The sequence below is a fragment of the Streptomyces adustus genome, assembly GCF_009377175.1.
In the GTDB taxonomy this organism is placed as follows: Bacteria; Actinomycetota; Actinomycetes; order Streptomycetales; family Streptomycetaceae; genus Streptomyces; species Streptomyces adustus.
Map to the genome: position 1 here is coordinate 40,821 of NZ_VJZD01000031.1, position 14,732 is coordinate 55,552.

Consider the following 14,732-nt stretch of genomic DNA (forward strand, 5'->3'; position numbering starts at 1 on the left):
CCGGACGACGAGAAGGCGGCGGCCCCGTCGTAGGGGGTCGCCGCCTTCTCGTGCCGTCCAGGGCCGCCCGAGGGCGGCCCGGGCGGGTCAGCTGAAGGAGTCGCCGCAGGCGCAGGAGCCGGTCGCGTTCGGGTTGTCGATCGTGAAGCCCTGCTTCTCGATGGTGTCCACGAAGTCGATCGAGGCGCCGCCCAGGTACGGGGCGCTCATGCGGTCGGTGACGACCTTGACGCCGTCGAAGTCCTTGACGACGTCACCGTCGAGCGAACGCTCGTCGAAGAAGAGCTGGTAGCGCAGGCCGGAGCAGCCACCGGGCTGAACGGCGACACGCAGGGCGAGGTCCTCGCGGCCTTCCTGGTCGAGCAGGGCCTTGACCTTGGACGCGGCGGCGTCGGTCAGGATGATGCCGTCGGTGACGGTGCTGGTCTCGTCCGATACGGACATCTACATCTCTCCCGGGTTGTACGGAGACTGCTTGCCGACGGTTGCAACCGGCGGGGCCGCGGATTCATTCCGGGCCGGGCGCGTGTCTTTTCGGTTCCGCTGGTTCCTTCGACCCTCGGATCCCTCTTCATGCTCGCACATGACACGGGGAGCGGAAAACGGCCCATCGGGATTCATGTCACACCGACACTATGGCCGTCGTCAAAGTGACGTGAAGCAGTTATGATAGATAGCGTCATTTAGACGAAAACTAGCGTCGGCCGATGAACGGACCGATGAGCCGCAGAACAGAAAGGGTGCGTGTCGTGACCACCGCCCAGACCCCGGAGCTCGACGTACAGCCGACGCCCCTCGCTCTCCTGCTCCTCGGCCGCGAGGCCGACCCGAAGAGCGAGCGTGGCGTCGAGTGCCCGGGCGACCTCCCCTCGCCGTCCGACCCGGACCTGGTCGAGCGCGCCCGCGCGGCCAAGGAGAAGCTCGGCGACAAGGTCTTCGTGCTCGGCCACCACTACCAGCGCGACGAGGTCATCCAGTTCGCGGACGTCACGGGCGACTCCTTCAAGCTGGCCCGGGACGCGGCCGCGCGCCCGGAGGCCGAGTACATCGTGTTCTGCGGTGTGCACTTCATGGCGGAGTCCGCGGACATCCTGACCGGCGACGAGCAGAAGGTCGTCCTCCCGGACCTCGCCGCCGGCTGCTCGATGGCCGACATGGCCACCGCCGAGCAGGTCGCGGAGTGCTGGGACGTGCTGACCGAGGCCGGCATAGCCGAGCAGGTCGTGCCCGTCTCGTACATGAACTCGTCCGCCGACATCAAGGCGTTCACGGGCAAGCACGGGGGCACCATCTGCACCTCGTCCAACGCCAAGAAGGCGCTGGACTGGGCGTTCGAGCAGGGCGAGAAGGTCCTCTTCCTGCCCGACCAGCACCTCGGCCGCAACACCGCGGTGCGGGACATGGGCATGTCCCTCGACGACTGTGTGGTCTACAACCCGCACAAGCCGAACGGCGGCCTGACCGCCGAGCAGCTGCGCGACGCGAAGATGATCCTGTGGCGCGGCCACTGCTCGGTCCACGGCCGTTTCTCGCTGGACTCGGTGAACGACGTGCGCGAGCGCATCCCGGGCGTGAACGTCCTGGTCCACCCCGAGTGCAAGCACGAGGTCGTGGCCGCGGCGGACTACGTCGGCTCGACGGAGTACATCATCAAGGCCCTGGAGGCCGCCCCGGCCGGCTCCAAGTGGGCCATCGGCACGGAGCTGAACCTGGTCCGTCGGCTGGCGAATCGTTTCGCGCCCGAGGGCAAGGAGATCGTCTTCCTCGACAAGACGGTCTGCTTCTGCTCGACCATGAACCGCATCGACCTCCCCCACCTGGTGTGGACGCTGGAGTCGCTGGCCGAGGGCAACCTCGTCAACCGCATCGAGGTCGACAAGGAGACCGAGGCGTTCGCGAAGCTGGCGCTGGAGCGGATGCTGGCGCTGCCGTAACCGATCCTTCGTGGACCCGGATCACCCCGACAGCGGCTCCCGGTCGGGGTGGGCCGGGTCCAGCGCGAAGACGGTCCCGTCGGGACTGAGCACCACCAGGGAACCCCCGTCGGGATACACCTGCGCCGGGTGGAAACTCGTCCGGATGACCTGCGCGGCCCGGGCCGAGGACTCCCACAGCAGGCGGCCCGTCGCCTTGTCCAGCGCGGCCACCCGCCCGGAGGCGCTGGCCGCGAAGAGGGTGCGGCCCCGCTCGTCGGCTACGGGCGTGCCGGGCTGCTCCAGCGAGGTCGTGGTCGCCCACAGCCTCTTGCCCGTCCCGGGCTCGTGCGCGGTGACCCGGCCGTTGGAGGAGGCGAAGCAGAGCACGCCGCCCACCAGCGCGGCCGCGCCGTGCGGGCTGCCCGGCAGACTCTTGCTGCGTACGGTCCCGGTCTTCGGGTCGATCAGCAGGACCTCGGTGTACGCCGAGTCCTCGGTGGGCACCGAGTCCTCGAACGCCGATCCGTCCTGGCCGTCGGACGCCAGGAAGACCAGATCGCCGTCGACGTCGCCGACGTACGCGAGGTCGCGGTCCGGCACGCTCACCTTCCGGGTCGTGCCGTCGGCCGGGTCCACGGCGTAGAACTCGGTGCGCGACGGCGAGCTGCCCGGGTCGAAGCAGCCGGCGTACGGACGGCCGCCGATCTCGTGGAACCCGCAGTAATAGGCCGGGGCGGCGGGCAGGTCCGTGGTCCAGCGCGCGGTGCCCTGCCGCGGATCGCGGGCCGTCACGCGCTTGCCGTCCGGCACCAGCAGCAGATCGCCGACGAGGGCGGGCTGGACGGTGTCGTCGTCCATCTTGCGCGACCAGAGCAGTTCACCGGTGCCGGAGTCGAGGGCCAGGACCTTGGCCGCCCGGTCGGCGCCCGTGCTGCTCACGACCGACTGGCGGACCAGCAGCACACCGTCGTGCTCCCCGAGGACCGTGCTGTCGTAGTTCTCCCGTGCCACTCCCGAGGGCACGGAGTCCGCCCGCCAGGCGAGCCGCCCCGTCGCGCCGTCGACCCGGACGGGCAGGACGCCGGAGCCCCCGCAGTACAGGGCGTCCTCGCCCATCGCGCAGGACAGGGTGTTGCCGGAGAAGGCCCCGTCGTCGTTCATCGTCCCGGTCACGCCGGAGAGCGCGGCCCCGTAGACCGAGGTCCGCCACGGCTTCCAGCCGGCGGGCAGCGGGTCCCAGCGGGAGGTTCCGCGGGAGGCGCTGTGCGACGGGGTGCTCCCCGCCGACGCCGTGCTCCTGCTCCCGTCCGGCCGCTGGAACGGGTCGAACAGGACGTAGCCGGTGACCGCCACGGCCAGGACACCCGCCGTGCCCGCCAGGACCGGCCACCGGCGCAGCCGGGAACGGCGGTCCCGGGGAGGTGCGGCGGCGGCCCGGGCGGGCTCGTCGGGTGCCGGGCCGGAGGGCGGCAGACGCAGGGTCACCGTCTCCTGGTCGCCGGCCGCCGGTTCGGGCAGCGCCTCGGCGAACTCCCGTCCTAGTTCCTCCAGTCCGGGCCGCTCGTCGGCCTTCTTGGCCAGGCAGCGGATCAGCACCGAGCGCAGCGGCTCCGCGACCGCGTCCACCGACGGTTCCTCGTGCATGACGCGGTACGCCGTCAGATACGGGCTGTCGGCGTCGAAGGGACCGCTGCCGGTCGCGGCGAACACCAGCAGCGCGCCGAGGGAGAAGACGTCCGAGGCCGGCCCGACCGAGCGGGCGTCCTCGAACTGCTCCGGCGCCATGAACGGCGGGGTGCCGATCATGTTTCCGGTCTCGGTGAGGGTCTGGTTCCCGGCCGCGCGGGAGATGCCGAAGTCGATGACCCGTGGGCCGTCCTCGGCCATCAGGACGTTGGCGGGCTTGAGGTCGCGATGGACCACGCCGGCCCGGTGGATGTCCCGCAGGGCCTCCACCAGCCCCAGCGCCAGCAGGCGCAGCCGCGCCCCCTTCAGCGGGCCGGTCCCGCGGATCAGGTCGGAGAGCGCCGGGCCCGGCACGTACTGGGTGGCCATCCAGGGTCGGGAGGCCTCCGGGTCGGCGTCCAGGACCGGGGCGGTGAAGGCGCCGCTCACCTTGCGGACGGCCGCGATCTCCTGACGGAAGCGGGTCCGGAAGACGTCGTCCTGCGCGTACTGGGCGTGGACCACCTTGACGGCGACCTCACGCCCGGACCGGGAGCGGCCCAGATAGACCACGCCCATGCCCCCGGACCCGAGGCGGTCGACGATCCGGTATCCGCCGAGCGTCCTCGGATCGTCCCTGTGCAGCGGCAACGCCCCGATTCCCTTCCCCCGCAAAGCAGTTCGAGTTCACAGGATATGAAACCCGTGCGGGGGAAGGGGCATCGGAGCGGTGAGCGGTCAGACTCCGGCGGGTTCCGGGGTCTTCTCGGGCTCCGCGGCCTGCCGCTTCGCCGCGCGCTTGTCCGCGCGGCGCTCCTTGCGCAGCTCCAGCATCGCGTAGAGCGTCGGGACCAGCAGCAGCGTCAGCAGCGTGGACGTGATCAGACCGCCGATCACCACGACCGCCAGCGGCTGGGCGATGAACCCGCCCTCGCCGGTGACACCCAGCGCCATCGGCAGCAGCGCGAAGATCGTCGCCAGGGCGGTCATCAGGATCGGCCGCAGCCGGTGCCGGCCGCCCTCGACGACCGCCTCGACCACGCCGTGGCCCTGGGCGCGGTACTGGTTGATCAGGTCGATCAGCACGATCGCGTTCGTCACCACGATGCCGATCAGCATCAGCATGCCGATCATCGCGGGAACACCCATCGGGGTGCCGGTGACCAGCAGCAGACCGATCGCGCCGGTCGCCGCGAAGGGGATGGAGACCAGCAGGATCAGCGGCTGGGCCAGCGAGCGGAACGTCGCCACCAGCAGCATGAAGACGATCGCGATGGCCGCCAGCATCGCCAGGGCGAGGTTCTTGAACGCGTCGTCCTGGTTCTGCGAGACACCGCCGATCTCCGCCGTCGCGCCCGCCGGGAGCTTCAGGGAGTTCAGCTTCGCGGTGAGGTCGGCGCTGACCGCGCCGGTGTTGTCACCGGTCGGCCGCGCGGTGACGGTCGCCGACCGGCGGCCGTCGATGCGGGTCATCGACACCGGGCCGTCGACCAGTTCCACCGTGGCGATGTCGCCCAGCTTCACCGCGCCCAGCCGCAGGTCGCGCAGCTGCGCCAGCGTCGTGGCCGGCTCGGCCGACTTGATGACGACGTCGCGCTCGGTGTCGTCGACGATCGCCTTCCCGGCCGTCGTACCGCGGACCGCCTGGGTGACCGCCAGACCCAGCGTCTGGTCGTCGAAGCCCGCGGCGGCGGCCTTGGCGTTCGCCTTGACCGAGATACGAGGCACGCTCTGGGACAGGTCGCTGGTGACGTCCGTGACGTTGTCGAGGCCGGCCACCGCGTCGCGGACCTCGTCGGCCGCCTTGCGCAGCACATCCGCGTCGGCCGCCTTGACGACCACGCTGAGGTCCTGGCTGCCGAAGCCGTCACCGGCGGCGACCGTGATCGTGCCCGCGCCCTTCAGCCCGGCCACACCCTTCTCGATGCGGCTCTGCACGTCGTCGGCCGACGCCGAGTCCTCCAGCATGACCTGGTACGACGCCTGGTTGGTGTCGGTGCCGCCGCCGAAGGCCGCCATGAAGCCGGAGGAGCCGATGGTGACCTGGTAGTCCTTGACGCCCTTCACCCCGGCGAGCAGCTTCTCGACCTGCTGCGCCTGCTCGTCGGTGGCCGACAGGCTGGTGCCCGGCGCCAGCTCCTGCTTGACGGTGAGGACCTCCTGCTCGCCCTGGTCGAAGAAGTTGGTCTTCAGCAGCGGCGCCATCCCGAAGGTCCCGAGCAGGACCACCACCGCGATGACGACGCTGGTCAGCCGGCGGCGGGTCGCGAAGCGCAGGACCGGCACGTAGAAGCGCTGGAGGCGGCTGGCCGCCTCCTTCGCCTCGGCCTCGCGGCGGGCCTGGGCCGCGTCGGCCGGGGTGCCCTTGGGGGCACGCAGGAACCAGTACGACAGCACCGGGACGACCGTCAGGGAGACCAGCAGGGAGGCCAGCAGGGCCGCGGTCACCGTGATGCTGAAGGAGCCGAACAGCGCGCCCACCATGCCGCCGACCAGGCCGATCGGCAGGAAGACGGCGACCGTGGTCAGGGTGGAGGAGGTGACCGCGCCGGCCACCTCGCGGACCGCGCCGAGGATCGCCGCCTGGCGCTCCTCTCCGTAGCCGAGGTGGCGCTTGATGTTCTCCAGGACGACGATCGAGTCGTCCACGACCCGGCCGATCGCGATGGTCAGCGCGCCCAGCGTCAGCATGTTCAGGGAGAGGTCACGCGTCCACAGCACGATCAGCGCCAGGACCACGGACAGCGGGATGGAGACCGCCGTCACCAGCGTCGAGCGGACCGACGCGAGGAAGACGAGGATCACCAGGACCGCGAAGAGCAGGCCGAGGCCGCCCTCGGTGGTCAGGCCCTCGATGGCCTTCGACACGGCGGGGCCCTGGTCGCTGACGACCGTGATCGTCGTGCCGGAGCCGAGGTCCTTGCGCAGGTCCGGCAGCTTGTCCTCGACGGCCTTGGAGATCGCGACCGCGCTGCCGTCGTGGTCCATGGTGACCATCACGGCGAGGCTCGGCCTGCCGTTCGTGCGGGTGATGGAGTCGGCCGGGGCCTCCTGCTGGCGCACCTCGGCCACGTCACCGAGGCGCACCGGCTTGCCGCCGGGCTGCCCGGTCACCCTCAGGTCCTGGATCTGGGCCACCGAGGTGAAGCCGCCGCCGACCCGGACGGTGCGGTTCTTGCCGTCCTCGTCGAAGGAGCCGGCCGGCATGGTCGCGCCGCCCGCCTGGAGTGCCTGGGCCAGGCCGGCCGTGGTCAGGCCCGCCTTCCTCAGCTTCGCGTCGTCGGGCGTGACGGTGATCTGGAGGTCGCGTACGCCGTTGACCATGACCCGGCCGACGCCGTCGACGTTCTTCAGGACCGGCACCACCGAGCGGTCGATCCGGTCGGCCAGCGCCTGCTGGTCCATCCCCGAGGTGACGGCGAGGACGACGGTCGGCATGTCGTCCGTCGAACCGGCGATGACCTGCGGGTCCACGGCGTCGGGCAGCTGGGCACGGGCCCGGTTGACGGCGAGCTGGACGTCGGCGACGAGCTGCTTGGTGTCGTTGCCGTAGTCGAAGGACGCCATGATCACGGCGTTGCCCTCGCTGGCCGTCGAGGTGACGCCGGTGATGCCGTCGACCCCGTCGAGGGAGTTCTCGATCGGCTCGACGACCTGCTTCTCGACGACGTCCGGGGACGCGCCCTGGTACGGCGCGAGCACGGACACCATGGGCAGTTCGATGGTGGGCAGGAGCTGCTGCTTGAGCTGCGGGATCGCGATCGCGCCGAACGCGATCGCGATGATGGACATCAGGCCTATCAGGGCCCGTTGCGCGAGGCTGATTCTGGACAGCCAGGACATGGGTCGGGGTCTCTTTTCCGGGAGCGGCAGAAGTCACGGAGCGTACACACGGACAGGTGAGCGCCCACAACTACACCCTGGGCCACCACCGGACCCTGATCCGTAGGCTCCAGGTCCAATTCCTCGTCGGACGTATACTCCCGCCGCAGTACGGCCGGGGTGGGGTCACTCCACCCTCGGGCGTACCAGGCCCGACTCGTAGGCGATCACCACGAGCTGGGCCCGGTCGCGGGCGCCCAGCTTGGACATGGACCGGTTGACGTGCGTCTTCACCGTCAGCGGGCTGACCTCCAGCCGCTCGGCGATCTCGTCGTTGGAGTGGCCGCCGGCGACCTGGACGAGCACCTCGCGCTCACGCACGGTGAGGGTGGCCAGCCGCTCGCTGCGGGCCGGGTCCGCCGCGTCCTCGGAGGCGTCGCCCTGGGCCAGGAAGCGGGCGATCAGCCCCTTGGTGGCGGCCGGGGACAGCAGGGCCTCCCCCGCGGCGGCGATCCGGATGGCGGCGAGGAGTTCCTCCGGTTCGCTGCCCTTGCCGAGGAAGCCGGAGGCGCCCGCGCGCAGCGACTGGACGACGTAGTCGTCGACCTCGAAGGTGGTGAGAATGACCACGCGGACCCGGGCCAGGTCCGGGTCGGCGCTGATCATCCGGGTGGCGGTGAGACCGTCCGTGCCGGGCATGCGGATGTCCATGAGGACGACGTCGGCGCGTTCCTGTCCGGCCAGCCGGACCGCCTCGGCGCCGTCGGCCGCTTCCCCCACCACCTGCATGTCGGGCTCGGAGTCGACGAGGACGCGGAAGGCACTGCGCAGCAGCGCCTGGTCGTCGGCGAGCAGCACGCGGATGGTCATACGGGCTCCCCCCGCTCCCCCGCGGCGACGGTGCGGGTCTTGACCGGCAGGATCGCATGGACGCGGAAGCCGCCCCCGTAGCGGGGGCCGGTGGTGAGGGTGCCGCGCAGCGCGGTCACGCGTTCGCGCATGCCGAGCAGTCCGTGGCCGCCGCCGGTCCCCGGGACGCCGTCCTGGGCCGGGCGGCCGTCGTCGAGCACGGTGACCTCGATATGGGGTCCCACGCGTACGACGCTGACCTCGGCCTTCGCCGCGGAGCCCGCGTGTTTCTGCACGTTGGTGAGGGCCTCCTGGATGACGCGGTAGGCGGCGAGGTCCACGGCGGCGGGCAGGGCGGTGTCCTGGTCGGCGCGGGCCACCTCGACCTGGAGACCGGCGCTGCGGAAGGTCCCGGCGAGTTCGTCCAGGCGGTCGAGGCCGGGGGCCGGCTCGGTGGGGGCCTCGGGGTCGCCGGACTGGCGCAGCAGCCCGACGGTGGCCCGCAGTTCGTTGAGCGCCGAGCGGCTGGCCTCGCGGACGTGGGCGAGGGCTTCCTTGGCCTGGTCGGGGCGCTTGTCCATGACGTGGGCGGCGACTCCGGCCTGCACGTTGACCAGGGCGATGTGGTGGGCGACGACGTCGTGCAGGTCACGGGCGATGCGCAGGCGTTCCTCGGCGACCCGGCGGCGGGCCTCCTCCTCGCGGGTGCGTTCGGCGCGGTCGGCGCGGTCGCGGATGGCCTGGACGACGGCGCGACGGCTGCGCACGGCGTCCCCGGCGGTGGCGCCGATGCCGGTCCAGGCGAGGATCGCGAGGTTCTCCTGGGCGTACCAGGGCAGCGGGCCGGCGAGCATGGACGCGCCGGTCAGGACGGTCATGGTGAGCAGTCCCACCCGCCAGGTGGTGGGGCGGTCGGTGGTGGCGGCGACGGTGAAGAGGGCTATCACGGCGCACATCGCGACCGGGGCGCGCGGGTCGCCGGTGATGCTCTCGACGAGGGCGAGGCCGCCGGTGACCGCGAGGACGGCCATGGGGGCGCTGCGGCGGAAGACCAAGGCCATGGCGCCGAGGACGATCAGCAGGAGGCTGAAGGGGTCCGGCGCGCGCAGGATCCAGTTGACGTCGCGCTCCCCGTGCGGCTGCACGAAGGAACCGGCCACCATGCACACCAGCGCTCCCGCCGCGAGCGCCGCGTCGAGCGCGAGGGGATGGGCCTGGAGACGGCATCGGGCGCGTTCGAGGGTGCTCACGGTCGGGACGGTTCCAGGGGGTTCACGGTGGAAACAGTACGGGCAGTCGCCGGTGCCGGAACAGGTCCGGTCCTGGGCGCGTGGAGGGCGGGGCACGGCGCACGGCACCGCATCACGGCGCACACCGAGATCCCGCCGGAACCCGGCCGCGCGGCGTACCGACCCGGGTCGCGGCGCACGGACGCGAGTCGACGTACGGGCTGGCGTCACGACGTACGGACGCGCGTCGGCGTCCGGACACACGTGAAGGCGCACGGACGCGTGTCGGCGTACGGGCAGGCGCGTCACGACGTACGGACGCGCGTCGGCGTCCGGACACACGTGAAGGCGCACGGACGCGCGTCGGTGCACGGAGACGCGTCGCGGCGACGGGGACACGGCCCTGCGACGGACACGCGTCGGCGTACGGACACGCCTCACGGGGACGGACACACCGTCCCCGCGTGGAACGCGCGGCCCTCCGTACGGATGCGCGCCCTGCGTACGGACGCGCGTCACGGCGTACGCGGCGGCCGGCCCGGGGCGACGGGAGTCGGCCCCGGGGCGGCCGGGTGGGTCAGCCCGGGATCAGGCCCTCGTCGCTGAGCAGGTCCCGGACCTCCTCCAGGGTCGCGTCCGCGGCGGGGAGGATGAGCTGCGACGGCTCCAGGGCGTCGTCCGGGAGCGGTTCGCCCAGGTCGTGGACCTTGTCGAGCAGCGCCTCGAGCGTGCGGCGGAAGCCGGGGCCGTCGCCCTTCTCCACCTCGGCCAGAAGCTCGTCGTCGAGCTTGTCGAGCTCGGCGAGGTGGCCGTCGGCCAGCCTCACCTGTCCCTCCCCCATGATCCGTACGATCATGTCGCCCTCCTCGGCGTGGGCCTGGGTCACGGTCCGATGATCACTGCTTGTCGAAGCGCGGGGTGTCCTGCGGCTGCTGGGGCTGCGACTGGCCGGTGCCGCCCTCGATGGCCTGCTGGCCCGAGGAGCTGCCCCCGGCCAGTTCCGCCTTCATGCGCTGGAGCTCCAGCTCCACGTCCGTGCCGCCGGAGATCCGGTCCAGCTCGGCCTGGAGGTCGTCCTTGGCCATGCCGGTGGGGTCGTCCAGCGCGCCCGAGGCGAGGAGTTCGTCGAGGGCGCCGGCGCGGGCCTGGAGCTGGGCCGTCTTGTCCTCGGCACGCTGGATGGCCAGGCCGACGTCGCCCATCTCCTCCGAGATGCCGGAGAAGGCCTCCCCGATCCGGGTCTGGGCCTGGGCCGCCGTGTACGTCGCCTTGATCGTCTCCTTCTTGGTGCGGAAGGCGTCGACCTTGGCCTGGAGGCGCTGCGCGGCCAGCGTGAGCTTCTCCTCCTCGCCCTGGAGCGTCGCGTGCTGCGTCTCAAGGTCCGTCACCTGCTGCTGGAGCGCGGCGCGACGCGAGAGCGCCTCGCGGGCCAGGTCCTCACGGCCCAGCGCGAGCGCCTTGCGGCCCTGGTCCTCCAGCTTGGAGGACTGCTGCTGGAGCTGGTTGAGCTGGAGCTCCAGGCGCTTGCGCGAGGTCGCCACGTCGGCGACGCCCCGGCGCACCTTCTGGAGCAGCTCCAGCTGCTTCTGGTACGAGTAGTCGAGGGTCTCGCGCGGGTCCTCGGCCCGGTCAAGGGCCTTGTTCGCCTTCGCGCGGAAGATCATCCCCATACGCTTCATGACACCGCTCATGGGCTTCGCGCGCCCCCTTCTGACGGACTCCGGCTCCAGCCACTGCAACAGAACCCACAGTACGGGCCCTGCATCCATTACCGCACTGTTCGGGGACGGATGCGCTCATCCCCAAGGACGACTGCCGACGCACCCGCTCCGGCGTGAGGAGTAGGTGTTCCCCGGGGATTGCCCGCGGTAGCCCTCCAGGTGTTCGCCCGGTGAACCGTCCACGACGTCCTCCCCGCCCCCGTACAGACGCCCGGTGTTGCCGGATCGTTCCCGGCCGGGCTGGGGTCCATGCCGCCGCACCCCGTACCCTTGGGTTTTGTGTTCCGTAGCCGTGCCAAGGAAGAGAAGGCCCCCGCCGACAAGGCGCAGGTGACCGACTCCAAGCAGACCCGCCACCCGCAGGCCCCGAAGGGCCGGCCCACGCCCAAGCGCAGTGAGGCCCAGTCCCAGCGCCGCAGCGTCGCCAACACGTCGCTGTCGCGCAAGGACGCCGCCAAGCGTCAGCGCGAGGAGCGGCGTCAGGCCATGGACCGCCAGCGCCAGGCGCTGGCCAGTGGGGACGAGCGATACCTACCGGTCCGTGACAAGGGACCGGTGCGCAGGTACGCCCGCGACTTCGTCGACTCGCGCTTCAACATCGCCGAGTTCTTCCTGCCGATGGCCGTGGTCATCCTCGTGCTGAGCGTGGTGCGGGTGCCGTCGGTGCAGAGCATCGCGCTGCTGCTGTGGATGGTCGTGATCGTGCTGATCGTGCTGGACTCGGCCGTGTCCGGCTTCCGGCTGCGCAAGCAGCTCAACGAGCGCTTCCCCGACCAGCGACGCAAGGGCGCGGTCGCCTACGGGCTGATGCGCTCGCTCCAGATGCGCCGGCTCCGGCTGCCCAAGCCGCAGGTCAAGCGCGGAGAGCGGCCCTGAGTACGACGTCGTTCACCGGGGGCGCGGCCGATGCCTGGCTGAGCAAGCTGGGCGGGTTGCGGAATGTCGTACGACAGGAGTTGGTGGCTCGCCAGCTCGACGAGCAGATAGCCGGGCGGTTCGCCGTCGGGCAGCGGCTGCGGGTGCTGGACGTCGGGATGGGCCAGGGCACGCAGGCGCTGCGGCTGGCCCGGGCCGGTCACCAGGTGACCGGGCTCGAACGGGACGCGACGATGGTCGCGACGGCGCGGGAGGCACTTGCGTCGGAGCCGGAGGGGATCCGCGACCGGATGCGGATCATCGAGGGCGACGGCCGGGACACCGGGGTGCACTTCCTGCCGGGCAGCTTCGATCTCGTGCTGTGTCACGGCGTACTCATGTACGTCGAGGAGCCCGACCCGATGGTGGCCGGGCTCGCGCGGATGCTCGCGCCGGGCGGGCTGCTCTCGCTGCTGGTGCGCAACGCGGACGCACTGGCGATGCGGCCGGGGCTGTCCGGGGACTGGGCCCAGGCGCTGGAGGCCTTCGACAGCACGGTCTACCGCAACCGGCTGGGCCTCGACGTGCGCGCGGACCGGCTCGCCACCCTGACCGCCACCCTGGCCGGGATCGGGGCCCCGCTGCACACCTGGTACGGGGTGCGGGTCTTCACGGACACGGCGGTGGACGGCGCGCAGCCGCCCGACGACGTCGACACCCTGCTGGCGGCCGAGGAACGGGCCGGACGGACGGACCCCTACCGGGCGACGGCGGCGCTGCTGCATCTGTGCGGCGTGCGCGGCTGACTTCCCGCTCCCGCGAACCGGCCTGGTGAACGGACGACGGTGACGTTCACGCGCGCCGGGGCCGGCCGGACGGTGGAGTTGGCGCCGGACGCGCGGTGAGGGGCGAGGGCCGGGGCGACGGCCCTCGCCCGGGGCTCAGGACTCCTCGGCGTGCAGGCTCATCGGCCCGTAGATCTCGGTGGAGTCCTCGAACAGCCGCACCTGGTCGGCGCCCCCTGCGAGCAGGTCCTTCCAGACCTCTCCGATCCAGGACTCGGCGTCCCCCTGCGTCGTGAACTCCTCGGGCTGCACCGCGGGCTGGACTTCCGTCCCGTCGGCCTTCTCGAACCGCCACAGCCATGTCGCCATGTACGCCTCCCAGATGTGAGCACATGCGGAGCAGAAGCCGGATCACCGTCCGGCCCCTGCTCGCAGCCTATGTGCTCGGCCGGGTCGGCCGTGAGCAGGCTGCGGAGGAAGATCGGCCGACGCGCCCGCCCGGACCGGCCGCGCGGCTGCGGCGTGATCCGCCGGACAGGCCCTGGGGGCGGGACACGGGCTCCGAGGGGGTCTTGATCACGCGGGACCGGCCGGGACAGGCGAAAATCGTCGGTGTGGATCTGACTCTGCTCGGCACCGGTGCCCCCGCGGGCCTGCCCCGCCCCGACTGTCCCTGCGCGGCCTGCGCGTGTGCGCTGGCCGCGGAGGCGCGGGCGGCCACCTCACTGCTCGTGGACGGCACCCTGCTGCTGGACCTCACCCCCGGCGCCGCCTTCGCGGCGGCGCGGGCCGGGACTTCGCTGGCCGGCGTACGTCAGGTGCTGCTGTCGCATCCGCACGACGGGCCCGCGCTGGAGGTGCCGGCCGGACTGCCGCAGCCCGGCCGGGTGCCGGACGGACGGGAGTTGGCGCTGCTGACGGGGCATCGGGTGCGGGCGGTGGCGATGGACGCGCCGGGCACGGGGTACGCGGTGACCGGGCCGGACGGTCAGCGGCTGCTGTATCTGCCCCCGGGGTGCGCGCCGGCCGGACTGGAGGAGGGCAACGACGCGGCGGCGCCGTACGACATGGTGCTCGCCGATGTCGTGGGGCGGCCGGACGCGCTCGCGAAGCTGCGGGCGGTGGGGGCGGTGGGGCCGACGACGGACGTCGTCGCCGTCCACCTCGATCACGACGTGCCGCCGGGACTCGAGCTGCGGCGGCGGCTCGCGGCGGCCGGAGCGCGGACGGTGCCGGACGGGACGACGCTGGCGGTGGGGGTGTACGAGGAGGTGCCCGACGTGCCCCGGCGGACGCTGGTGCTCGGCGGTGCCCGCTCGGGCAAGTCGGTGGAGGCCGAACGGCGACTGGAGTCGTTCCCCGACGTGCTCTACGTCGCCACGGGGGGTGCGCGCCGCGGCGACCAGGAGTGGGCCGGGCGGGTCGCGGCGCACCGGGAGCGGCGCCCGGGGTCGTGGCGGACCGTGGAAACGTGCGACCTGGTGCCGCTGCTGGCGGAGGACGGGCCGCCGCTGCTGATCGACTGTCTGTCGCTGTGGCTCACCGACGCGATGGACTCCGTCGGCGCGTGGGACGACGCGGTGTGGGCGGACGCGGGCGAGAAGGCGCTGCGCAAGCGGGTGCGGGAACTGACCGCGGCGGTGCGCGCCGCCCGGCGGACCGTCGTCGCCGTGTCGAACGAGGTGGGGTCGGGGATCGTCCCGGCCACCGCCTCGGGGCGGCGCTACCGGGACGAACTCGGGCGGCTCAACGCCGCGTTCGCCGGGGAGTGCGAGCAGGTACTGCTGGTGGTGGCGGGTCAGGTACTGACACTGCGCGGCTGACACTCCGAACCGTCGGCTCGGCGCCGGTCCGGCGTGGCCCCCGGCGCCCGCGAAAGCGGTTGGCACC

The 14,732-nt window shown here is 72.1% G+C and carries 12 protein-coding genes; 4 read left to right on the forward strand and 8 right to left on the reverse strand.

Going from position 1 to position 14,732, the window contains the following annotated elements; genetic code table 11:
* Positions 1-87: 87 nt before the first annotated feature.
* Positions 88-444, reverse strand: coding sequence for an iron-sulfur cluster insertion protein ErpA (gene erpA / locus FNH09_RS10740; RefSeq protein ID WP_152886524.1), 357 nt, complete (start codon positions 442-444; stop codon positions 88-90).
* Positions 445-749: 305 nt separating this feature from the next.
* Here erpA and nadA point away from each other — a divergent pair, with 305 nt between their 5' ends.
* Positions 750-1,934: a quinolinate synthase NadA gene (gene nadA, locus FNH09_RS10750; RefSeq protein WP_162468389.1), complete on the forward strand. Its 1,185-nt coding sequence runs from the start codon at positions 750-752 to the stop codon at positions 1,932-1,934.
* Positions 1,935-1,955: 21 nt separating this feature from the next.
* Here the strand turns inward: nadA and FNH09_RS10755 are convergent, their stop codons facing one another.
* The 6 genes from FNH09_RS10755 to FNH09_RS10780 form a co-directional block, all read right to left on the reverse strand.
* Entirely contained in the window at positions 1,956-4,232 is a 2,277-nt protein-coding gene (locus tag FNH09_RS10755) for a protein kinase domain-containing protein (protein ID WP_152886526.1), read from the reverse strand.
* 87 nt (positions 4,233-4,319) lie between these two features.
* Positions 4,320-7,424, reverse strand: coding sequence for an efflux RND transporter permease subunit (locus FNH09_RS10760; protein WP_152886527.1), 3,105 nt, complete (start codon positions 7,422-7,424; stop codon positions 4,320-4,322).
* Between the two features lie 165 nt (positions 7,425-7,589).
* The gene (locus tag FNH09_RS10765) at positions 7,590-8,273 is read right to left on the reverse strand and encodes a response regulator (RefSeq protein WP_152886528.1); all 684 of its coding nucleotides are present in this window, start codon (positions 8,271-8,273) and stop codon (positions 7,590-7,592) included.
* The gene (locus FNH09_RS10770; RefSeq protein WP_162468390.1) at positions 8,270-9,502 is read right to left on the reverse strand and encodes a histidine kinase; all 1,233 of its coding nucleotides are present in this window, start codon (positions 9,500-9,502) and stop codon (positions 8,270-8,272) included. The genes FNH09_RS10765 and FNH09_RS10770 overlap by 4 nt, the downstream gene beginning before the upstream one ends.
* A gap of 556 nt (positions 9,503-10,058) precedes the next feature.
* Entirely contained in the window at positions 10,059-10,337 is a 279-nt protein-coding gene (gene pspAA / locus FNH09_RS10775) for a PspA-associated protein PspAA (RefSeq protein ID WP_152886541.1), read from the reverse strand.
* A 40-nt stretch (positions 10,338-10,377) separates the two neighbouring features.
* Positions 10,378-11,160 (reverse strand): PspA/IM30 family protein, encoded by a 783-nt coding sequence (locus tag FNH09_RS10780; RefSeq protein ID WP_238426602.1) that lies wholly within the window; start codon positions 11,158-11,160, stop codon positions 10,378-10,380.
* Between the two features lie 291 nt (positions 11,161-11,451).
* Between FNH09_RS10780 and FNH09_RS10785 the strand changes: the two genes are divergently transcribed.
* Together FNH09_RS10785 and FNH09_RS10790 are read left to right on the forward strand one after the other, a co-directional pair.
* Positions 11,452-12,078 carry a DUF3043 domain-containing protein gene (locus tag FNH09_RS10785; RefSeq protein ID WP_152886530.1) on the forward strand — a complete coding sequence of 209 codons (627 nt, stop codon included), beginning with the start codon at positions 11,452-11,454 and terminating at the stop codon, positions 12,076-12,078.
* Between the two features lie 83 nt (positions 12,079-12,161).
* Entirely contained in the window at positions 12,162-12,863 is a 702-nt protein-coding gene (locus FNH09_RS10790; RefSeq protein WP_162468391.1) for a methyltransferase domain-containing protein, read from the forward strand.
* Between the two features lie 135 nt (positions 12,864-12,998).
* Here FNH09_RS10790 and FNH09_RS10795 read toward each other — a convergent pair whose 3' ends face one another.
* Positions 12,999-13,211 (reverse strand): hypothetical protein, encoded by a 213-nt coding sequence (locus FNH09_RS10795; protein WP_152886531.1) that lies wholly within the window; start codon positions 13,209-13,211, stop codon positions 12,999-13,001.
* 245 nt (positions 13,212-13,456) lie between these two features.
* On the opposite strand from FNH09_RS10795, the gene FNH09_RS10800 reads away from it, so the two are divergent.
* Positions 13,457-14,665 carry a bifunctional adenosylcobinamide kinase/adenosylcobinamide-phosphate guanylyltransferase gene (locus FNH09_RS10800; RefSeq protein ID WP_162468392.1) on the forward strand — a complete coding sequence of 403 codons (1,209 nt, stop codon included), beginning with the start codon at positions 13,457-13,459 and terminating at the stop codon, positions 14,663-14,665.
* Positions 14,666-14,732: the final 67 nt, after the last annotated feature.